Genomic DNA, 20,792 nt, shown 5'->3' with positions numbered 1-20,792 from the left:
GGACCGACGGCTATTCCTGGCCGCGGAGATCGCCCGGGCGGTCCTGCCGGGGGTGGTGGCCCTGCGGAGGGTGCGTGGCGGTGATGCCGGCGAGGACGAGATCGATGCCGTCGAGGAACTGCTCGCGGTCGTCGTGCCCGCGCATCTGGTCCGCGACGGCCCGGGTGAACGGGTACTCGTCGGGGTCGAGTTCCGCCCACGCCGCCGACACGGTGTCGAGGAAGCGGGCGCGGTCCACGCCGGGCGCGACGGCACGGGCGCTCGCGCTGTTCACGGAGTTCTGGCCCGCGGCGCCGAGGACGTAGTGCACCAGCGCCGAGGTCACCGTGAACCAGCTGCTCTCGGGCACGTCGAGGGCGCGGACCTGTTGACCGATGCTCTCGAAGATCCGCGGCGTCACCGTCCCCCAGGGACTGCGGGAGAGCTGCGCGGCGAGCTGCGTCGCGAGCCACGGATGCCGCTCGATCGCGTCGAACAGGCCGAGCGCGACACCCCGGATCCCGTCCTGCGGCGAGGCCGGGACGCCGGACCCCTCCGACGGTGACCGCGGGGCCTCGGCGGCGGGCCCGACGGCCACGGCGGCGGTGACGACCGCGTCCGTGGCGGCGGCGAGCAGCTCGTCCTTGTTCGCCACGTGCCAGTAGATCGCCCCGGGCCCGGTGGCGAGGCGTTCGGTCAGTGCCCGGAACGTCAGCCCGCTCGTGCCGGCCGTGTCGAGCAGCTCGACGGCGGCCTCGACGATGCGCTCGCGGGAGAGCGCGTCTGTGCGCCGCTGTGACCGGCGTGTCCGCGTTGCCATGGCGCCATCTTGACATGGTTGGAGCGCCGTTCCACCATGGAACGGCGTTCCAGTATGGAATGCCGTTCCAGATCTTCCGGATCTTCCATGCCTTCCGGACCGCCGGCCGCGAGAGGCCGGCCCCGCCCTCCCCGAGGAGTCACCATGCGTACGCCCGTCACGATCGTCGGAGCCGGACTCGGCGGCCTCACGCTCGCCCGCGTCCTGCACCTCCACGGCATCCCGGCCACCGTCTACGAGGCGGAGGCCTCTCCGGCGGCACGCGCACAGGGCGGGATGCTCGACATCCACGAGCACAACGGCCAGCCGGCGCTCCGGGAGGCAGGCCTGTACGAGGAGTTCCGCGCCCTCGTCCTGGAGGGCCGCGAGGCGACCCGGGCTCTCGCCGCCGACGGCGCCGTTCTCTTCGAAGAGGCCGACGACGGCACCGGAGGCCGACCCGAGGTGCTGCGCGGCGAGCTGCGCCGGATCCTGCTCGCATCGCTTCCGGCCGGCACCGTCCGCTGGGACCACAAGGTCAGCGCCGTCCGCGCCCTGGGCGAGGGCCGCCACGAGGTGACGTTCGCCGACGGCACCGCCGTCGCCACGGACCTGCTGGTCGGCGCGGACGGCGCCTGGTCACGGGTACGGCCGCTGCTGTCCGGCGCCGTACCCCAGTACACCGGCACCGCGTTCGTCGAGACCTACCTGTTCGACGCCGACACCCGGCACCCGGCCGCCGCGAAGGCGGTCGGCGGCGGGGCGATGTTCGCGCTCGCGCCGGGGAAGGGGATCCAGGCCCACCGGGAGACCGGCGGGACCCTCCACACCTACGTGGCGCTGCGCAGGTCCCGTGAGTGGTTCGCCGACGCCGGCTTCACCGGGCCGGCCGGTCCCGGCGGTCCCGCCGACCCGGCCGGGGCCGCCGCGGCCGCCGGGCGGATCGCTGCGGAGTTCGACGGCTGGGCCCCCGAGCTCACCGCGCTGATCACCGACGCCGACACCGCGCCGGTTCTGCGTCCCCTGTACACCCTGCCCGACGAGCACCGGTGGGACCGGATGCCGGGAGTGACCCTGCTCGGCGACGCCGCCCACCTCATGATCCCGAACGGCGAGGGCGCCAACCTGGCGATGTACGACGGCGCCGAACTCGGCAAGGCTCTCGCGGCCCACCCCGACGACACCGAGGCCGCGCTGACCGCGTACGAGCAGGCCATGTTCCGCCGCAGCGCCGCGGAGGCCGCCGACGCGGCCGACCTCCACGAGCGCATGTTCGGCGACGACTCCCCGCACGGCCTGATCGCCATGTTCACCGGAGCCGGAGCCGGAGCCGGGCAGAGCGCGTGAGCGTCACGTCACGGCACGGCACGGCCGTCCCGTATCGGTTCTACGTGCCGATCCATGTGGCAGGAAGCGTGGTCGGGGCGGTGATCACAGTGGCCGCAGGCCTCGCGCCCGCCCGTCGCGCCCGGTGCGTCACGTCGTGCGGCGCAGCCCGGTGACGAGCAGGCCGACCAGGCGGCGGGCGTCGTAGCGCGGGTCGTTCTCGGCGCCGATGCAGAGGTTGCCGACGCCGCGCATCAGTTCGTAGGCCGTGAGGTGCGCGTGGATCTCGCCGGCCTCGGTCGCCGCGTCGAGGAGCCCGGTGCAGACGGGGACGAGGCGGTCCAGGAAGTAGCCGTGGAGGGCGTCGAAGCCCGCCTGGTCGGAGTGCAGGGCGGCGGCGAGGCCGTGCTTGGTGGCCAGGAAGTCCACGAAGAGGTCGATCCACTCGCGCAGCGCGTCGTAGGGGGTCGGGGCGGTGGCCAGCAGGGCCGGGCCGGCCTCGGCGCAGGCGTCCACCTGGTGCCGGTAGACCGCGATGATCAGGTCCGCGCGGGTCGGGAAGTGCCGGTAGATCGTCGCGGTGCCGACCCCTGCCCGGGCCGCGATGTCGCGCACCGGCGCCTCTACGCCGGACGCGACGAACGCCGCCGCGGCCGCCTCGAGCAACGTCAGCTCGTTGCGCCGGGCGTCCGCCCGCCGGGGCCGGACCGTCTGCTCCTCGTCCTTCATCGCGCGTCCTTCATCGGGTGCTCTCTCCGCCGTCACTCTATCGGGGCGTTGTCAAACGGGACAGTGTTCCGTATCGTCGAAGACATGAAACGGGACAGCGTCCCGCTTATGTGCTGTGAGTCATGCGTGTCGTGTGTCATGTGAGGAGAATCAGCCATGCAGTACCGCATCTTGGGCCGTACCGGTGTGCAGGTCAGCGCGCTCGGGCTCGGCGCGATGAACTTCGGGGCGATCGGGCGGACCACCCAGGAGGAGGCGACGGCGATCGTCGATGCCGCCCTGGACGCCGGGATCAACCTGATCGACACCGCCGACATGTACGGGCAGGGCGAGTCGGAGGAGATGGTCGGCAAGGCCATCGCCGGCCGCCGTGACGACATCGTGCTGGCCACGAAGGCCGGCATGCCGATGGGGGAGGAGCGCAATCACCAGGGCGGTTCACGGCGGTGGCTGGTCACCGAGCTGGAGAACAGCCTGCGGCGGCTCGGCGTCGACCACGTCGACCTCTACCAGATACACCGCTGGGACCCGGCCACGAGCGACGAGGAGACCCTCTCGGCGCTGACCGATCTGCAACGCGCCGGGAAGCTCCGCCACTTCGGCTCCTCGACCTACCCGGCGTACCGGATCGTGCAGGCCCAGTGGGCCGCCCGCGAACACCACCTGAGCCGGTACGTCACCGAACAGCCCAGCTACTCCCTCCTCCAGCGGGGCGTCGAGTCCCATGTCCTGCCCGTGACCGCGGAGTACGGGATGGGCGTGCTGGTGTGGAGCCCGCTCGCCTCCGGCTGGCTGTCCGGGGCCGTGCGCAGGGGCCGGGCCATCACCACCAGCCGCGCCACGCTGCTTCCCGACCGCTTCGACCTCACCCTGCCCGCCAACCAGGCCCGGCTCGACGCGGTGGAGCGGCTGGCGGCGGTCGCCGACGGGGCCGGGCTGACCCTGATCCAGCTCGCTCTCGGCTTCGTGACCGCGCACCCCGCGGTCACCAGCGCCCTCATAGGCCCCCGCACCCTGGACCACCTGCGCCCCCAGCTCGACGCGGCCGACACCGTGCTCTCCGCGGACGTCCTGGACGCGATCGACGAGATCGTCGCCCCCGGCACCGACCTGGCCGCACACGAGAAGTACGACACCCCGCCCGCCCTGCTCGACCCGGCCCTGCGCCGCCGCTGACGAGCTCAGTGGCAGGCCGCCCCGGTCCCGGCCCCGGTCACCCGCCTTGACCGAACCGCGCGATCGCCGTCCGGACCGCCTCGTGCAGCGCGGGACTGCCGGTGTGTCCCGCGTCGTCGATCACCTTCAGCTCCGCGTCCGGCCAGACCTTCGCCAGCTCCCACGCGGTCGTCAGCGGGCTGCCGATGTCCAGCCGTCCGTGGATCAGCACTCCCGGAATGCCGGCCAGCCGGTGGGCGTCCCGCAGCAGTTGGCCGTCCTCCAGCCAGGCGTCGTGGGCGAAGTAGTGCGCGCAGATGCGGACGAAGGCCATCAGGGCGTCGTCGGGCCGGTCGCTGTAGGCGCCCGGACTGCCCAGCGCCTCATGGGCGATGACGGCGTCCTCCCAGGTCACCCAGGCACGGGCCGCGCCGACCCGGACCGCGGCGTCCGGACTGTTCAGCAGCCTGTTGTAGGCGGCGACCAGGCTGCCCTCGCGGTCGGCGGGCGGGAGGTGGTCACGGAAGGCCTCCCAGGGGCCGGGGAGCAGACGGCCCACGCCGCGGTAGAGCCAGTCGGTCTCCTCGGGGCGGGTCATGGTGACGCCGGCGATGACGATCTCGGAGACCCGCTCCGGGTGACGTTCGGCGTAGGCGAGGATCAGCGTCGAGCCCCAGGAGCCGCCGTGGAGGAGCCAGCGTTCGACGCCGAGGTGCTCGCGCAGCCGCTCCATGTCGGCGATCAGGTGGTCGGTGGTGTTGTGGGCGAGGCTGACGGACGGGTCGGAGGCGTGCGGCTGGCTCTCGCCGGAGCCGCGCTGGTCGAAGAGGACGATCCGGTACACGCCGGGATCGAACAGCCGGCGGCTGTGCCGCCGCCCGCCACTGCCCGGTCCGCCGTGCACAGACAGGGCGGCCTTCCCCTCGGGGTTGCCGCTGGTCTCCCAGTAGACCCGCTGGCCGTCGCCCACGTCGAGAAGCCCGTGGGCGTACGGCTCGATGGGCGGGAACGCATCGGGCATGGTGATCTCCTCCAGGGCTGCTGGGAACAGCTCTATTCCATACCCGAGTTGACGGAGAGCATCGCGATGGCCCCGATTCAGCCGCGGTCTTCCACCCCACCCTGACGGGCTACCTGACGGGCTACGACGCGAGGCTCAACGAGGTCACGGGCTGAGCCGCCCCATCGCCACCGCTGTCGCCGCCGCGCCGACCTGAGTATCCGTACTCTGTTCGGCGCCCGGCCCGGCCGGAACGCTGGAGGCATGGGACTTCACAGGCCCGTTCTCCGGGCGATGGTGCCGGCGCTCGTCGTGGCCGGGGTGACGGTGGCGGCCTGGGCCGCCTGGCTGGGCTGGGACCAGGGATACGACGTGCGGGCCGACGGCTCGGTCAGCGGGCCGTACGGGGCGTGGCAGGTCGCCGGACTGGCGGTGACCCTGCTCGCGGCGGTGTGCTGCGCGGCGGCCCGGGGGCACAGTGCCGCCGCCGTGTTCGGTACGACCGCGGGACTGACCCTCGCCGCCTACGTCGACTGGTCGGACGACGCAAGCGGGCTGTTCATGGTCGGGGTGGCGCTGGTCATGGTGGGGGGTTTCGTCGCCTCCGCCGTGGTGTCCGCCGTGACCGACACGCTGCGGCGGGACGGGCCGCTCACCCGGTAGGTCACCCGGTGGGTCACGCGGGGAGGGGCTGTTCCGCCCAGATCGTCTTGCCGGTGGGGGTCTGGCGGCTGCCCCAGCGTTCCGAGATCTGGGCGACCAGGAGCAGGCCCCGGCCGCCCTCGTCGTAGACGCGGGCCCGGCGCAGGTGCGGGGCGGTGCTGCTGCCGTCGGAGACCTCGCAGATCAGGGCCGCGTCGCGGATCAGGCGCAGGGCTATCGGGCCGTCGCCGTAGCGGACCGCGTTCGTGACCAGTTCGCTGACGATCAGTTCGGTGGCGAAGGCCGCGTCCGTCAGGCCCCAGGCCTCCAGCTGTTCGCAGGCCATCTTGCGGGCCCCGGCGACGGCGGCCGGGTCCTGGGGGAGCCGCCAGGTGCGGACCTTTGCCGGGTCCAGGGCGGAGGTGCGGGCGAGGAGCAGGACGATGTCGTCGGCCGGGCGGTCGGTCAGGACCGTGCGCAGGACGTCGTCGCAGGTCTCCTCCAGGGGCGCGGCGGGGTCGGCCAGGGCCCGGCGCAGCAGGCCGAGGCCCACCTCGATGTCGTGGTCGGCGGTCTCCACCAGCCCGTCGGTGTAGAGGGCGAGCAGGCTGCCCTCCGCGAGTTCCACCTCGGCGGACTCGAAGGGCAGGCCGCCGAGGCCGAGCGGCGGACCGGCCGGGAGGTCGAGGAAGCGGACGTCGCCGCCGGGGGCGACCAGGGCCGGCGGCGGATGGCCGGCGCGGGCCATGGTGCAGCGGCGGGTCACCGGGTCGTACACGGCGTACAGGCACGTCGCGCCGACCTCGCCGGACGACGCCGTCTCCGCCCTGCCGGGCACCTCCGGGCCCTCCTCGCGGTCGAGCCGGATGACGAGGTCGTCCAGCTGGGTGAGGAGTTCGTCGGGGGCGAGGTCGACGTCCGCCAGCGTCCGGACCGCCGTGCGCAGGCGGCCCATCGTGGCCGAGGCGTGGATGCCGTGGCCGACGACGTCACCGACGACCAGGGCGACCCGGGCGCCGGAGAGCGGGATCACGTCGAACCAGTCGCCGCCGACGTCCGCGCCGGACCCGGTGGGCAGGTAGCGGTAGGCCACCTCGGTCGCCGCCAGGCCCGGCGGCCGGCCGGGCAGCAGGCTGCGCTGCAGGGCGAGGGCGGTGCGGCGCTCGCGGGTGTAGCGGCGGGCGTTGTCCACGCTCACCGCGGCCCTGGCGACGATCTCCTCCGCGAGCCGCTGGTCGTCCTCGGTGAACGACTCGGGCGTGCGGTGCCGCAGGAAGTGGACGAGGCCGAGGGTGACGCCGCGGGCCCGCAGCGGGACCATCAGCACCGAGTGGATCAGGTGCCGGGCGACGGTGTCGGCGCGGGCCTGGGAGGTCCTGAGCCACTCCTGCATGCCGGGGTCGCCGGGCCGGTGGCGGGTGCCGTGGCCGGCGAGCAGCGTCTGCATGGGGGGTGTGTTCACCGGGTAGCGGAGGGCGTCGCCGGGGTCGGCCACCGACTCCGGGCAGCCCGGCAGCACCGACCGCTGGGCCGTGCGGCGCATGGCGACCGGCTCGCCCGGACTGAGCGGCTCCGGTTCGTCGCCGAGGGCGACGGACTCCAGCAGGTCGACGGTGACGAAGTCCGCGAACCCGGCCACGGCCACGTCGGCCAGTTCCTCGGCGGTGCGGGTCACGTCCAGGGTGGTGCCGATGCGCATGCCGGCGTCGTTGAGGACGGCCAGGTGGCGGCGGGCCCAGTACTGCTCCGTGGTGTCGAAGACGACCGCGGACAGGCCCTGGACCGTGCTGTTCTCGTCCCTCAGCGGGGAGAAGTACATCGACCAGGAGTGCTCCCGGGTCTCGCCGGGCGCCTGGGCGTGCTGCTCGTGGAAGATCGTCCGCCCGGTGCGCAGGACCTGCCGCTGGAGGCGGTCGTACTCGTCGAAGGGGAAGCTGGGCTCGATCTCCGACAGGGTCAGGCCCCGCATCTCCGCCGCGGGCAGGCCCATGATCCGGGACATGGCGTCGTTGGCGGCGACGAACCGGGCCTCGCGGTCGTAGATCGCCACCGGCGTGGGCAGCTGGGCGAGCGTGAGGTCCCACAGGGTCGCCGCCCCGGGCTGGTCGCGTCCGGCCACGGTCGTCTGCGGGGCACCGGTCACCAGCCAGAGCGGTCTGTCGCCCGCGTCCGCGAGCGGGGTGCCCTGGAGGAGTACGACGATCCGGTCGCCGTTGCGGTGCAGCAGCGCCACCTCGGTGGACCACCGCTGCCCGTCGGCGAGGTGCCGGCGTGCCGACACCGGCAGGTCGGCGGCGAGCAGCCGGCGGGCGTCACGGCCGACGACCTCGGCGGGCTCGTACCCGAGCAGCAGCCGGGCACCCGCACTCCACACCAGGACCACCCCGTCGGCGTCGACGACGACCGCCAGGTCCTCCGGTACGCGACCCTCCATGGTGCCTCCGGCTGTCGGGGTACCCCTCCCAGGATCCCGCCGCCCCGTACCCCCTTCAACCGGCGGACGGCGCCTCGCGGTGTCCAGGCGAAGCCGTCACCCGCGGTCCTCGCGGTCCTCGCGCAGGGCCCGGTCGATCGCGGCCAGCGCGCCGGTCAGCCGTGTGTAGTCGTCGGCCGTCAGCGGCCCGACGAAGAACTCCTCCACGACCCGGGCGTGCACGGCGACCGCGCCCAGGAACGTCGTGCGCCCCTCGGCGGTCGGCTCCACCAGGGCCACCCGCCGGTCCCCGGGGGACGGCACCCGCCGGACCAGCCCGGCCTCCTCCATGCGGTCGATCAGGCGGGTGGTGCCGCTGCTGGTGAGCGTGAGGCCGTCCGCCAGCTGCCGCTGGGAGACCTCCTCACCGGACCGCCGGCAGAGCAGTATCAGCACTTCCAGCATGGTGTGGCTGATCCCGCACTCCCGGCGCAGCGCGCTGTCGATGCGCTGCTCCAGGCGGGTGGCGGACGTGATCAGCAGCCCGAAGTCCCGGACGAGCGGACTGTCGGCGGCACGGGCGGCGGCCTCGGCGTCGTGCTGGGGCGTGGAGTTCATCGCGACGACCTTACTGTGACCGCACTTACTGCTTCCTCAGTCGGCGACCAGATCATCGCTGACCAGATCACCGCTGACTAGCTGATTACTGATTAGTTGATTACTGACTAGAGGATTGCTGACTAGTCAGTTAAATCGTACGGTGAGGGTGTCGCGAGCGAGAGCGAGAGGAAGATCCGTGGATCTGCAGCACTGGCTCGGCCGAGCCACCGAAGCGATACAGGAGTGGGGCGACACCTTCGGCCCCTACCGGTCCCACCCGTCCCTGGACGTCGCCGACGACCGCTTCGCGCCGGTCTTCGCGGAGTTCACGGACCGGCTGAAGGACAACTACCCCTTCTTCCACCCGCACTACGCGGGCCAGATGCTCAAGCCCCCGCACCCCGCCGCGGTGGTCGGCCACCTCACCGCGATGCTGATCAACCCCAACAACCACGCCCTGGACGGCGGCCCGGCCACCGCGGCGATGGAACGCGAGGCGGTCGCCCAGCTCGCCGCGATGTTCGGGTACGAAGCACACCTCGGCCACCTCACCACCAGCGGCACCATCGCCAACCTCGAAGCCCTCTTCGTCGCCCGCGAACTCCACCCCGGCCGGGGCATCGCGCACAGCGCCGACGCCCACTACACCCACGGCCGCATGTGCCACGTCCTGGACATGACGAGCCACCCTGTCCGCACCGACGTCCGGGGGCGGATGGACCTCGACGCGCTGGCGGACGTACTGGAGACCGGTGACGTCGGCACCGTCGTCGTCACCACCGGCACCACCGGGCTCGGCGCTGTCGACCCCGTCCACGAGATCCTGCCGCTCGCCGAGCGGCACGGCGTCCGCGTCCACGTCGACGCGGCCTACGGCGGCTTCTTCACGCTCCTCGCCGGCGCCGACGGCCCCGAGGGGCTGCCGCCCGAGCCCTGGCGGGCCCTCGCACGGGCCGACTCGATCGTCGTCGACCCGCACAAGCACGGACTCCAGCCGTACGGCTGCGGAGCCGTCCTCTTCCGCGACCCCGAGGTCGGCCGCTTCTACCTGCACGACTCGCCGTACACCTACTTCACCTCCGACGAGCTCCACCTGGGCGAGATCAGCCTGGAGTGCTCCCGCGCCGGTGCGGCCGCTGCCGCCCTGTGGCTCACCTTCCGGCTCCTGCCGCCCACGCCCGACGGCCTCGGCAAGGTGCTGGCGGCCGGGCGCCGGGCCGCCCTGCGCTGGGCGGACCTGATCGAGGCGTCGGACGTCCTGGAGCTCTACCAGCACCCCCAGCTGGACATCGTCACCTACTTCCCGGCCACCGACCCGGCCGCCCTCACCGCGATCGACGCCGCCTCCGCCCGCGTCCTGGCCGACGGGATGGCCGCCCCCGAGCCGGTCTTCCTCAGCACCCTCAAGGCCGACCGCGCCGCCTTCGCCGCCCGCCACCCCAAGGTCACGACGGACGCGGACGGCGCCCGGATCCTGCGCAGCGTCCTGATGAAGCCGGAGTCGGAGGACCACGTCGAGGACCTGCACGAGCGGGTGGAGCGGCTGGTCGAGCACCCGGTAGGGCGGCAGGAGTCCGCCCGCTAGTCCGGCTGCAGTCCGCCCGCTAGTCCGGCCGCGGCTCTCCGGTACGCGGTTTTCTGTCATGCCGACGGCGCCGACCGGCCTTCCCCTTGCACGCGCCGTCGCCACCTCCGGCGTGCCCTTCCAGCTCCTCGTCACCTACGACGAACGGGGCGAGGGCACGGCCCGCCGAGTCCGCCACGGCCTGGGCCGGCCCCGGCGGCCACGGCGCCTACAGGGACGTGCTGCACGACGTCTTCACGGCCCACCCCCGCTGACGGGGCCGGTCAGCCGCCGGCTGCCACCTGCTCGGTGAACCCGAGTTCGCGCAGCGCCGTGCGCAGCCGCGCCGCGGCGTCGTCGAGGGCGGCCTCGTCCGTCTCCGGCTTGGCCCGGGAGAAGTCGAGCTCGGCCATGCCCCAGGCGGGCGCGACGTGGATGTGCAGATGCGGCACCTCGAAGCCCGCGATGACCAGACCGGCCCGGGGCGCGTCCCAGGCGCGCCGCACCCCGCGGCCGATCGCCTGGGCCACGCCGACGCAGCGGGCGAGCAGTTCGCCGTCCGTGTCGGTCCACTGGTCCACCTCCCGCCGGGGCACCACCAGGGTGTGCCCCGGGGTCAGCGGGGCGATGCTGAGGAACGCGGCGACCTCGGCGTCCTGCCAGACGAACCGGGCGGGCAGTTCTCCGGCGAGGATCCGGGAAAAGAGCGTCGGCATGCGGCGAGTATCCCCCGCGTCCCGAGCGGCCGTCAGCGGATCCCGGTTCACGCGTGCGGGGGCCCGGTCCGCAGCAGGAGCACGGCGAGGTCGTCGGTGTGGCCGCCGGCCGGCCAGGCCTGCTGGACGAGGCCGTCGATGAGGCGCTCCAGGTCGTCGGCGTCGGCGTGCGCGAGGTACTCGGCGAGGTCGGCGGTGGCGTGTCCGACGTCGGTGCCGGGGCGTTCGACGAGGCCGTCGGTCTAGAGGGCGAGGACCGCGCCCGCCGGGAGCGCGCCGCGGGTGACGGGGTAGCGGGCGCAGGCGTCGACGCCCAGCGGCGGCCCGGGGTCGAGGCAGAGGGGGTGGGCCCGGCCGGCCGCCGGACGCAGCAGCGGCGGCACGTGGCCGGCGCCGGCCAGGGTCAGCTCCTGGCGGGCCAGGTCGAGGTGGACGTAGAGGCAGGTCACCAGGAGGTCGGGGGTCAGGTCGGCGAGCAGCCGGTTGGTGCGGGCGATGACCTGGTCCGGGGCGGCGCCGGCGGTGGCGTGCGCGTGGATGGCGGTACGGACCTGGCCCATCAGGGCGGCCGCCGCCATGCTGTGGCCCTCCACGTCGCCGATGACGGCGGCCGCGCAGGTGTCGTCCAGGCGCAGCAGGTCGTAGAAGTCGCCGCCGACGTCGACGCCGTGCCCGGCCGGCAGGTAGCGGGCGGCGACGTCGAGGCCGGGCAGGGCGGGGAGGCTGCGCGGCAGGAGCGCCTGCTGGAGCTGGTGCACGAGGTGGTGCTGGGTGTCGTAGAGGCGGGCCCGGTCCAGGGCCTGGGCGAGCAGACCGGACAGCGGGGTGAGGACGGCGCGTTCATCGGCGGTGAAGACGTGAGGGCGTTCGTAGGAGAGGATGCAGCAGCCGACGGGGCGTCCCGAGATGATCAGGGGCAGGAAGGCCCACGCCTGTTTCCCGCTGATCCGGGGGGCCCGGGGGTAGCTGTGGGCCAGCTCGGCCGGGCTGCCGAAGAAGGCGGGGACTCCGCCGGCCAGGACCTGGCCGGCCGGGGTGAGGCCGGTGTCGAGGGGGAGGGCGTCGAGGCGCTCGACGGCTGCGGCGGGGTAGCCGTGCTGCCCGGCGATCTGCAGGCGGCCCGCCTCGGCGATGCTGAGCACGAGTCCCTGGGCGCCGAACGCCGGCAGGATCTGGTCCGCGATCAGCGCGACCAGGTCCCGGGTGGTCACCGTCTCGGTGAGGGCGGCCGCCAGGTGGACCAGCTGGTAGAGGCGTCCGGGTGTGCTCGGAGCAGGCTCCGCGCGCCCGCTCGCCACGGGCGCCGTCTCCTCCTCGCCCGCGGTGATGCGCACGCTGATGCCGCTGGCGTCCGGGTGGAGGTGGAAGGTCAGCCACTGGTCCGGCGGGCGGAGCGCGCTGAAGGACACCGGCGCCCGGCTGACGACCGCCAGCCGGTACCGCTCCTCGTACCTGAGGTCGTCCAGCCACGGCAGGGACTGCCAGGGCCGCGTGCCCAGCAGCCGGTCGGCGTCCCGGCCGAGCAGCCGGGCGGCCGGGGCGGACATGAAGGTGATCCTGCCCTCCAGGTCCAGGGCGAGCGCGCCCTCCGGGATCCGGTCGAGGTAGTCGACGGCGGCCAGCGCGGTCTGGGCGGGATGGCGCAGGGAGTCCACGGGTACGACGCGCGGCCGGTCCGGGAGGGCGGGCGGCACCGGCGAGTCGTCCAGAAGCCGGGCCAGCCTGCGGGCGCTCGCGGTGATGTGGTGCCGTTCGCGGGTGGTGGCCCCGGGCGGGTGGTCGGCGGGCCACATCAGCACGACCCCGCCCCAGCGGCGCACCCCGCGCAGCGGGGCCGCGGCGAGCGCGAAGGGGTACGGCAGGACGGTCGCCGCCCGCGGATAGCGGCGCGCCATCTCGTCCTGGGAGCCGACCCAGACCAGGTGGTCCTCCTTGATCGCGTCGGCCACCGGGACGGGGGCGGTCAGCGGCAGCCGCTGCCAGGGCGCGGTGAAGTCGACGGGCAGTCCGCACAGCGCCACCAGGCGCAGCAGCGCGGCCGGCTCCTCGAGGAGATACACGCCGCCGATCGCCGCCCCCGTCCTGCGCACCATGTCGGCCAGCGCCACACCCAGGGCGTCGTCGACCGAGAGGTCACCCGTGGGCCGGGCACGGAGCCGCATGACGTTCGTCCTCCGGTCGTGTGCGGTGGGCGGCGGACGCCGCAACGGAGCCTCTGCCGGGCCCGCTACGCGGCGTATACCACTCATTCGCGACAATATGCGCATACTTTTGCGCGGCAACAGCGGCTCGGGCCACTGTCCGGCCAGCGCGGGCGATCCCCGGTAGCGCCTCTCCCCGGCATGTCGGTTCCATGCCAAGCTGGGTGGGCCGCGAGTGGCAGGGGGAGCGGACGTGAGCGCAGGGCGCCGGAGAGCGGTTTTACTCCTCGTGACGTTGACGACGTTCGGCACGGCGCTGGCCATGTCGTACGCGCTGACCGGGTTGTGGACGGCCCACGACTCCGCCGACCGGTGGGCGATCGCCATCGCCTTCGCCGTCGCGGCGTCCGGGGCGGTGGACAAGGCGGTGTCACCCTGGGCCGACCAGGCCGTCCCGTCCGCGGAGCCGTCAGGCGCCCTGGCCGGGGACCCGGCGGGAGACCCCTCCGGCCCTCCCCCGTCCACGGACCCGCCCGGAAGCCCGGACGGGGACCCCGGGGCAGACCCTTCCGGCCCCCCGGCGCCCGGCCCCCCACCGCCCGGGGACCCGTCGGGTGGCCTGGGTGGCCCGTCGGCCGGCCCGTCCGACAGGCGGTCCGGCAGCCCGTCCGGCAGCCCGGACGGGCATCCTCGCGGCCGTACGCCGGAGAATCCTCCCGGCCGTACGCCGGAGAATCCTCCCGGCCGTACGCCGGAGAACCCTTCCGGCCGTACGCCGGAGCCGTCCGGTCCCGCCCGTCGGGCACGGGCACGGACACGGGCCCGGGACCGTGTCACCACCGCCGTTGTGGCCGCGGCCGTCACGGCCACGGCGAGCGGGATCGTCTACGAGGCCGTGGCCCCGGACCAGGGCCACGCCGACACGGCGTCCTCGGCCTCGGCGGGCTACACGCGGGTGTACGCCCACCGGAGGATGTTCCTGAAGGACTACCACTACTACTTCGACCTGCGCGCAGGCAGGTCCAGCCCCACGGAGACCGAGTGGAGCGTCAGCACCGACGCCGGCGGCGGCGACGGATACGGCGCCTTCGAGATCCAGCCGCTCACCGACGCGTACGTCGTGGCCGGCAGGGCGGCACCGACCGCCGCGCAGTGCGCCGCCAAGGCCGTCCACCACCCCGCCGAGGACCGCCTCTCCTTCCGTGACGCCCCGCCCGGCCGCACCTTCTGCCTGCGCGACACGACGAACGGCGACATCGCGGTGGTCTCGGTCCTCGACGCCGACCACGGCAACTACTCGACGACGGACACAGTCACCTACTACCGGCACCGCGGTCGAGCCCTCGCCGACCGCCCGGACTAGGATCCGGCCCATGGCCCCGACGATGACCGACGTCGACCGGTTCGAGACGGCCCGGCCGCGCCTGGCGGCCATCGCCTACCGTCTCCTCGGTTCCGCGAGCGAGGCCGAGGACGCCGTGCAGGAGACGTATCTGCGCTGGCAGGCCGCCGACACCGCCCGCATCGAGGTCCCCGAGGCCTGGCTGACGAAGGTGCTCACCAACCTCTGCCTCAACCAGCTCACCTCGGCCCGCGCCCGGCGCGAGACCTACGTGGGCCAGTGGCTCCCCGAGCCGCTGCTCGCCGGCGACCCGATGCTCGGCCCCGCCGACACCGCGGAACGGCGGGAGTCGGTGTCGTACGCGGTCCTCGTCCTGCTGGAGCGCCTCACCCCGGCCGAACGCGCGGTGTACGTGCTGCGGGAGGCCTTCGACTACCCGCACCGGGAGATCGCCGCGCTCCTCGACCTCACCGAGGCCGCCAGCCAGCAGATCCTGCACCGGGCCAGGAAGCACGTCGCGGACGGCCGGACCCGCACCGAGGTCGACGAGGCCGCCGCCCGGCGGATCATCGAGGAGTTCCTCGCGGCCGCGACCAGCGGCCGGACCGAGCCGCTCGTCCGGCTGCTCACCCAGGACGTCGTCGCGGTCGGCGACGGCGGCGGGAAGGTCCCGGCGCGGGCCAAGGCGTTCGAGGGCGCCCTCGCGGTCGCGACGTTCATGCGGGGCCTGTTCAAACCGGGCACAGCCCAACGCGCCCTGGCCGGCGGCTCCATCGAACTGCACGCCACGACCGCCAACGGCGGCCCCGCGCTGGTGGCGGTCGTCGACGGCCGGGTCTTCGGCGTGATGTGCCTGGAGATCACCACCGAGGGCATCGCCGCGCTCCGCAACCAGGTCAACCCCGACAAGCTGGAGCGCGCGACCAGCCGGTGGGCGGCGACCGACCACGGCGAACCCCTGCTCCGTCTCTTCTGACGCGCCGCCGCCGTCGATGTGAGCCGCTTCACACCGCACTCCTGTCAGGAAACGGCGGGCCGCCCGGTTCAGAGGGCGACCCGCACAAGAACTGGATGACAGGAGCACGGACATGCAGCACCGCATCGTCGTCCTCGGCGCCGGATACGCCGGAGCCGTCGCCGCCGGCCGCCTCGCCCGGCGGCTGCGCCCCGAAGACGTCGCCATCACCCTCGTCAACGCCGAACCCGACTTCGTCGAGCGCGTCCGCATGCATCAGCTCGCGACCGGCCAGGAGCTGCGGCCCCGGCCCTTCGCCGAGATGTTCGCGGGGACCGGCGTGCGGCTGAAGCTCGCGAGGGTCACCGCGGTGGACGTCGACCGGAAGACGGTCACGACGGTCCCCACCGCCGAGGACGGCGTACCGGAGCCGGAGGAACTGGAGTACGACACCCTCGTGTACGCCCTCGGCAGCGCCTGGAACGACCAGGGCGTCCCCGGCGTCGCCGAGCACGCCGACCAGATCGCGAGCCGCCCCGGAGCGCTCCGGCTGCGCGAGCGCCTCGCCGCCCTGCCGGCCGGACGGCAGGTGCTCGTGGTCGGCGGCGGACTCACCGGTCTGGAGGCCGTCACCGAGATCGCCGAGGCCCGCCCGGACCTCGACGTCGCCCTCGCCGCCCGCGGCGCCCTCGGCGACTGGCTCTCGCCGAAGGGGCGCCGGCACCTGCGGAAGGTCGTCGACGGGCTCGGCGTCACCGTGTACGAGCACACCGCCGTCACCGCCGTGGCACCCGACCACGTGACCACGGCCGAGGGCGCGGTCGTCCCGGCCGCCGTCACCCTGTGGACCACCGGCTTCGCCGTCCACCCGCTCTCCCGGGCCACCGCCCTGGAGGTCACCGACGCCGGCCGGATCGTCGTCGACCGGACCATGCGCTCGGTCTCGCACCCGGACGTGTACGCCATCGGCGACGCGGCCCAGGCGACGGGCCCGGCCGGCAACCCGCTCCGCATGTCCTGCGCCTCGGGCCTCCCGATGGCCTGGCAGGCCGCCGACGCCATCGCGGCCCGCCTGACCGGCGGGAAGCTCCCGAACACCCCGCTTCGCTACTTCAACCAGTGCGTCTCGCTGGGCCGCGGGCAGGGCCTGATCCAGTACGTCACGGCCGACGACCGCGCCGTACGGGCGGCCCTGACAGGCCGGACCGCCGCCCTCTACAAGGAACTGATCTGCAAGGGCGCGGCCTGGGCGGTGGCCCACCCGATGCTCGGCCTCCCGTCCCGACGCCGCCGCGTCGTACCGGATCCGGCCCGGACGGACAGCCCCCTCCCGACCACGACACCCGCCTGACCGCACCCCGCCACCGGTCCCGTCGGCAGGGCCTCCCGTCAGCCCTTCGGCCCTGCCGACTGCACCGCGGTGGACCTGCGCGCGGAGTGGGAGGGACCCACCTTGCCGGAACAGCGGGCGTACGTGGAGCAGCCGCTCACAGCGGTGCTGGTCAGCCCGGCAATCGGCCGCCGCAAGCCAGTCGGACGAGGTTGACCCCGCTCTTGCGGACGGAGGACGACGCCTAGCTCGGGTTAGTCCTCCAGTACGCAATGATCCCGCAAAGATCATTGACGCCAGGCCGCGGTCACTGTGCCATCGAGACGATGAGGAGGAGATGTTGAACACCACTATTCGCCACGGCGCCGTTCTCGCCGCCACGGCCGGCGTCATCAGCGCGCTCGCCGCCCACGGTGCCGCGGCTGCCGCTCGGCCCGAGGACACCGCCACCAGGTACGACTGCCGGTACGGAGCGGTGTCGGTCTCGGACGCGGCCGGATCGGTTACACCCACCGCACACAAGCCCGGCGTTACGCTCTACGCCACGCTCCGGCTCCACAACACCGAGAACACAGCGCTCACCAAGGCCTCATATGTCTTCGCCATCGGCAACCTCATGAAGAACCGGGGCCCCGCGCCCCATGTTCAGTGGCGCGTCGGCAAGGGCTCTTGGCACACGATGGCGCTGCACTGGAACAGCAAGACCAACGGCACGCTGCCCCTGTGGAACTCCCAGGCTTTGGCCGTGGGCACGATCCCCTCGCGCTCCACCGTCACCACGAAGATCTCCGTGTCCTTCCCCAAGAAGTCCATCAAGGCTGCCTACTACGACTCCCTCGACGTGCACAGCGGCGCTTGCGGCAAAACCCGCCTGGACTGGTACACCGGCAACGGCTTCGAATACTGGCCGTGGAAGGGAACCCCGGGCAAGCCCGCCTAGGCCTCCGGCGAGGACGGAGTAGGACCCAGGCGGCGGGCAGTGACGTCCAGCCGAAGCGTGACGTTCACCCGCCGCCACTTCCGCTCGGACCAGCGGGGCGCATTGCGCGCGTGCGCCCGTGCCCAATCTCGTAACTCTTGATTCGGGTCGTTCACCAGCGGCACCCCCGTCGGCGATACGCGCCTCAGCAAGCGCAGTCTCCCGGTCGAGGATGATGTCGGAGGCGACGCCAGCCGCTATCAGCGCAGCGCCCGGGGTGTGGCCGGAGCCGACGTAGCGCTATTGCCGTTCAGTGGTCACATCGGGCACTTCGAGATGGCCCATGTGGTGGACGCGTTCGGCGCGGAGCGCCGCGTACGGCATGGACGTGGACGGCAGCGCGTTTTTGGTATGCGGCGATGCGGGCGAAGGACAGCCGGCCGTGATCGGCAAAGCGCGACTGCACGAGGCCGACCGAGGTGGCGAGGCGCGGGCGGACGTCGATGACGAACCTGTCCCACAGCTTGGAGGTGTGCGCATGCCACAGCACGTGGCCGGTGTGGTCGTAGCAGTCGACGCACAGCGGTTGGCACCGCAGCTCAACTTGAGGGCCGGCACCGGCGGGCATGCCCTCAATACGTGGCCCCCGGCCGTAGCCTGCGGCTTTTCAGACCCGACACGACTGGGCCCCTTCCCTTGACGAGGAAGAGGCCCTGCTGCTGCATGCGCTCCATCCTCGACCGAGGACGGCTCATACCCACTCACACCTCGAGGCGATCCGTGAGGCGCCTCCAGAGCTTCGCAGCGGTGTACGAGGGGGAAGCCGACAAATGGCGCAGTCGGAGGACCCACGGTCTATGTCAACGTGCGCCCGGTCGGTGATGAAGACTAGATGGCCTCTGATCTAGGCGTTCTTTGGTTCGGCCTGCTGAACCACCTCGAAGGACCACAGAGTCGAACCCGACGCCGCCGGCTTCGGCTTCTCGGCGCCCTCCTCACCGCTGCCCTGGTGCGCGGCCTGCATGGGCCCCTCCATCCACGCCTGGAACGACTCCTCGTCCCGCCACCGCGTGTAGACGAGGTAGCTGTCAGTTCCTTCGACCGGACGGAGAAGCTCGAACCACTCGAACCCGTCGGAGCTCTCCACGGCATGGGCGCGATGGGCGAACCGCTTCTCCAGCGTCTCCCGCTGATCGGCAGGCACGGTCAGTACGTTGATTTTTACTACGCTAGGCACATGACACCTCTCGTCAAACGGGGCACCGACTGGACCCCTAATCTGGACCATGTGCGCGCAGTGTCCTACATCCGACAGTCAAGGAAGCGTGAGGACGACTCCGCGTCGTCCCCCGAAGCACAGCGGACCAAGTGCGAGGCGCTGATCACGGCCAAAGGCTGGGACAACGCGGGCCACTTCGCCGACGTCGGTAAATCCGGCTGGGACCCCAAGGTCGTCCGGCCGGAGTTCGAGGAGATGATGTCCGCCGTTCGCGCCGGGCACGTAGACGCCGTGGTCGTGTTCTCGCTGTCCCGCCTCACTCGACAGGGTGCTCTTGAGGCCATGCTGATCAATGAGGAGCTAGCCAAACACGGCGTGCTGCTTGTCAGCGTCGAAGAACCCTACCTGGACACGTCCACCCCCATGGGCGTTGCGATCTTCGGCCTTATCGCTGCGCTGGCCCAGCAAGAGTCCGACATGAAGTCGGCGTACATCACGGCGACGAAAGAGACGCTGAGGGCAGCGGGTAGCCACGTGTCCGGCATGGCCCCGTACGGCTTCCAGTCGACGCGTGAGCCGCGCGGGGAACTGGTGGTGGTCAGGCTGGTCCCCGATCCCGCTGAGGCCCCGTACGTGCGCGACATGGTGTCCTGGGCACTGGGCGGTATGACCGCATCGGCCATGGCTCGCAAGCTGAACACTGAGGGCGTACCGACCAAAGCAGCGGACATGTCAGCGCGTGTGACCGCACGCCGGGCCCGAGGCGTAAGCCAGCCGCTGGAGCGTACGACGTGGGTGTCGTCCACTGTGCTCCGCATCCTCCGTGACCCGCGCCTTGCTGGCTACGCCGCCGAACGGCAGGGGACCAAGCGCGCCATCCTGCGCGACGGCTCAGGGGCCCCGCTGGCTGCGCATGAGCCGATCATTCCGCCGGATGACTGGTGGCGCCTTCAAGACGTACTCGACGGCCGTGCGCCCCAGGTGGTCCGCCAGGGTGGGCGCTCCGTGCCGTCTCTGCTGGGTGGCGCCGGGATGCTCTTCTGTGGCGTCTGCGGGTCATCCATGGTGACCGACCGGAGGAACGGCAAGCAGCTCTATCGCTGCAACCGGGCCCAGTCCGGCGCCGTACCGGGACACGGTGGTCTGGCCATCAACATGGACGCCGCTGACGACGTGGTGGCCCGTACCGTGTGGTCCCGCCTGACAGCGCTGGACCCCGAAGATCCCGAAGATCTCGAATGGCTCGCCGAGGCCGCACGCCGGTTTGCAGCGCAAGCGGACACGGGCGAGCGACAGGCTGAACTAGTAGCCGCGCGCGCCGAGTTGGAGCACGTACGGGAAGCGCTCCGCACGCTGTATGTCGACCGGCAGGCAGGCTTGTACGCGGGTGCCGTCGGTGACCAGATGTTCCGTGAGTCCGTGGAGCGGTTGACAGCGCACGAGGCACGAACGGCCGGACGCGTGGAAGAACTGGGGACCGCCGAGGCTGGCACGGTGGCGATCCCCTCGGAATGGACGGGCCCGGAGGGTGATCCGCTGGGGCCGGAGTCGACGTGGGGCAGCTGGGGCCTGGAGGACCGGCGTAGTTTCTTGGCGTTCTTCGTCGACCGCATCTCCATCGCCAAGTCCATCGGCCGTGGCCGGAACGCGAACACGGAGGATCGGGTGACTGTGCACTGGGCAGAGGCTCCAAGCAGCTAGGCGCCTGAGCGCCGTTCACGGCCCGTTGCTGGAATCCTCCGGTGGCGGGCCGTGGGCGTTCTTCCGGGCATTGTGGCCCTGTGGATGGTGCCGGCCGGTGACGAATGACGATGGTGACACCGTTCCCGGTTTGCCCTACAGCGGTAGATGTTTATATTGGTCTCTCCTTTCACCTATTCCGCTCTTGACCTGGAGTTTTGTGGGTCTATGGAGTCACCTAACGGTTGACCCTTGGTCCACCTCCGGTCACCTGTGGGTCCTC

The 20,792-nt window shown here is 72.5% G+C and carries 17 protein-coding genes and 1 pseudogene; 9 read left to right on the top strand and 9 right to left on the bottom strand.

Annotation, left to right across the window (positions count from 1 at the left end; genetic code table 11):
- Window positions 1-10: 10 nt before the first annotated feature.
- Window positions 11-799, bottom strand: a complete 789-nt coding sequence (locus ACFY0P_RS09500; protein WP_388909119.1) for a TetR/AcrR family transcriptional regulator — start codon at window positions 797-799, stop codon at window positions 11-13.
- Window positions 800-943: 144 nt separating this feature from the next.
- Between ACFY0P_RS09500 and ACFY0P_RS09495 the strand changes: the two genes are divergently transcribed.
- Window positions 944-2,125, top strand: coding sequence for an FAD-dependent oxidoreductase (locus ACFY0P_RS09495; protein ID WP_388909117.1), 1,182 nt, complete (start codon window positions 944-946; stop codon window positions 2,123-2,125).
- 129 nt (window positions 2,126-2,254) lie between these two features.
- Here ACFY0P_RS09495 and ACFY0P_RS09490 read toward each other — a convergent pair whose 3' ends face one another.
- Window positions 2,255-2,833, bottom strand: coding sequence for a TetR/AcrR family transcriptional regulator (locus ACFY0P_RS09490; protein WP_388909115.1), 579 nt, complete (start codon window positions 2,831-2,833; stop codon window positions 2,255-2,257).
- 156 nt (window positions 2,834-2,989) lie between these two features.
- Between ACFY0P_RS09490 and ACFY0P_RS09485 the strand changes: the two genes are divergently transcribed.
- A complete protein-coding gene (locus ACFY0P_RS09485) occupies window positions 2,990-4,009 on the top strand; it encodes an aldo/keto reductase (protein WP_388909113.1) in 1,020 nt (339 codons plus the stop codon).
- Window positions 4,010-4,046: 37 nt separating this feature from the next.
- Here ACFY0P_RS09485 and pip read toward each other — a convergent pair whose 3' ends face one another.
- Window positions 4,047-5,009 (bottom strand): prolyl aminopeptidase, encoded by a 963-nt coding sequence (pip, locus tag ACFY0P_RS09480; protein ID WP_388909111.1) that lies wholly within the window; start codon window positions 5,007-5,009, stop codon window positions 4,047-4,049.
- 243 nt (window positions 5,010-5,252) lie between these two features.
- On the opposite strand from pip, the gene ACFY0P_RS09475 reads away from it, so the two are divergent.
- A complete protein-coding gene (locus ACFY0P_RS09475; RefSeq protein ID WP_388909109.1) occupies window positions 5,253-5,651 on the top strand; it encodes a hypothetical protein in 399 nt (132 codons plus the stop codon).
- Window positions 5,652-5,664: 13 nt separating this feature from the next.
- Here ACFY0P_RS09475 and ACFY0P_RS09470 read toward each other — a convergent pair whose 3' ends face one another.
- Together ACFY0P_RS09470 and ACFY0P_RS09465 are read right to left on the bottom strand one after the other, a co-directional pair.
- Complete coding sequence (locus ACFY0P_RS09470; RefSeq protein ID WP_388909107.1) at window positions 5,665-8,064, bottom strand: SpoIIE family protein phosphatase; 2,400 nt, start codon at window positions 8,062-8,064, stop codon at window positions 5,665-5,667.
- A 96-nt stretch (window positions 8,065-8,160) separates the two neighbouring features.
- Window positions 8,161-8,661, bottom strand: coding sequence for a MarR family winged helix-turn-helix transcriptional regulator (locus tag ACFY0P_RS09465; RefSeq protein ID WP_388909105.1), 501 nt, complete (start codon window positions 8,659-8,661; stop codon window positions 8,161-8,163).
- A 178-nt stretch (window positions 8,662-8,839) separates the two neighbouring features.
- Between ACFY0P_RS09465 and ACFY0P_RS09460 the strand changes: the two genes are divergently transcribed.
- Window positions 8,840-10,228 (top strand): pyridoxal phosphate-dependent decarboxylase family protein, encoded by a 1,389-nt coding sequence (locus ACFY0P_RS09460; protein WP_388909103.1) that lies wholly within the window; start codon window positions 8,840-8,842, stop codon window positions 10,226-10,228.
- Between the two features lie 263 nt (window positions 10,229-10,491).
- On the opposite strand, the gene ACFY0P_RS09455 is transcribed toward ACFY0P_RS09460, so the two are convergent.
- Together ACFY0P_RS09455 and ACFY0P_RS09450 are read right to left on the bottom strand one after the other, a co-directional pair.
- On the bottom strand, window positions 10,492-10,923 hold the full coding sequence (locus ACFY0P_RS09455) for an HIT family protein (protein ID WP_388909101.1): 432 nt from the start codon (window positions 10,921-10,923) through the stop codon (window positions 10,492-10,494).
- A 47-nt stretch (window positions 10,924-10,970) separates the two neighbouring features.
- A pseudogene (locus ACFY0P_RS09450) lies at window positions 10,971-13,016 on the bottom strand (SpoIIE family protein phosphatase).
- Between the two features lie 337 nt (window positions 13,017-13,353).
- On the opposite strand from ACFY0P_RS09450, the gene ACFY0P_RS09445 reads away from it, so the two are divergent.
- From ACFY0P_RS09445 to ACFY0P_RS09430, 4 genes are all read left to right on the top strand, one after another.
- Window positions 13,354-14,427, top strand: a complete 1,074-nt coding sequence (locus ACFY0P_RS09445; RefSeq protein ID WP_388909099.1) for a hypothetical protein — start codon at window positions 13,354-13,356, stop codon at window positions 14,425-14,427.
- Window positions 14,428-14,437: 10 nt separating this feature from the next.
- Window positions 14,438-15,382 carry an RNA polymerase sigma-70 factor gene (locus tag ACFY0P_RS09440; RefSeq protein WP_388909097.1) on the top strand — a complete coding sequence of 315 codons (945 nt, stop codon included), beginning with the start codon at window positions 14,438-14,440 and terminating at the stop codon, window positions 15,380-15,382.
- Window positions 15,383-15,494: 112 nt separating this feature from the next.
- Window positions 15,495-16,712, top strand: coding sequence for an NAD(P)/FAD-dependent oxidoreductase (locus ACFY0P_RS09435; protein ID WP_388909095.1), 1,218 nt, complete (start codon window positions 15,495-15,497; stop codon window positions 16,710-16,712).
- A 316-nt stretch (window positions 16,713-17,028) separates the two neighbouring features.
- Entirely contained in the window at window positions 17,029-17,631 is a 603-nt protein-coding gene (locus ACFY0P_RS09430) for a hypothetical protein (RefSeq protein WP_388909093.1), read from the top strand.
- Between the two features lie 289 nt (window positions 17,632-17,920).
- Here ACFY0P_RS09430 and ACFY0P_RS09425 read toward each other — a convergent pair whose 3' ends face one another.
- Together ACFY0P_RS09425 and ACFY0P_RS09420 are read right to left on the bottom strand one after the other, a co-directional pair.
- Window positions 17,921-18,238, bottom strand: a complete 318-nt coding sequence (locus tag ACFY0P_RS09425; RefSeq protein ID WP_388909091.1) for a replication initiator — start codon at window positions 18,236-18,238, stop codon at window positions 17,921-17,923.
- Window positions 18,239-18,514: 276 nt separating this feature from the next.
- A complete protein-coding gene (locus tag ACFY0P_RS09420) occupies window positions 18,515-18,898 on the bottom strand; it encodes an antibiotic biosynthesis monooxygenase family protein (protein ID WP_388909089.1) in 384 nt (127 codons plus the stop codon).
- On the opposite strand from ACFY0P_RS09420, the gene ACFY0P_RS09415 reads away from it, so the two are divergent.
- Window positions 18,848-20,530 (top strand): recombinase family protein, encoded by a 1,683-nt coding sequence (locus ACFY0P_RS09415; RefSeq protein ID WP_388909087.1) that lies wholly within the window; start codon window positions 18,848-18,850, stop codon window positions 20,528-20,530. The genes ACFY0P_RS09420 and ACFY0P_RS09415 overlap by 51 nt on opposite strands.
- The last annotated feature ends 262 nt before the right edge of the window (window positions 20,531-20,792 follow it).

The organism is Streptomyces sp. NPDC001714, from assembly GCF_042892755.1.
GTDB lineage: Bacteria > Actinomycetota > Actinomycetes > Streptomycetales > Streptomycetaceae > Streptomyces.
The sequence above is the reverse complement of the archived record's forward strand: the minus strand, read 5'-3'. Positions and strand labels throughout refer to the sequence as shown.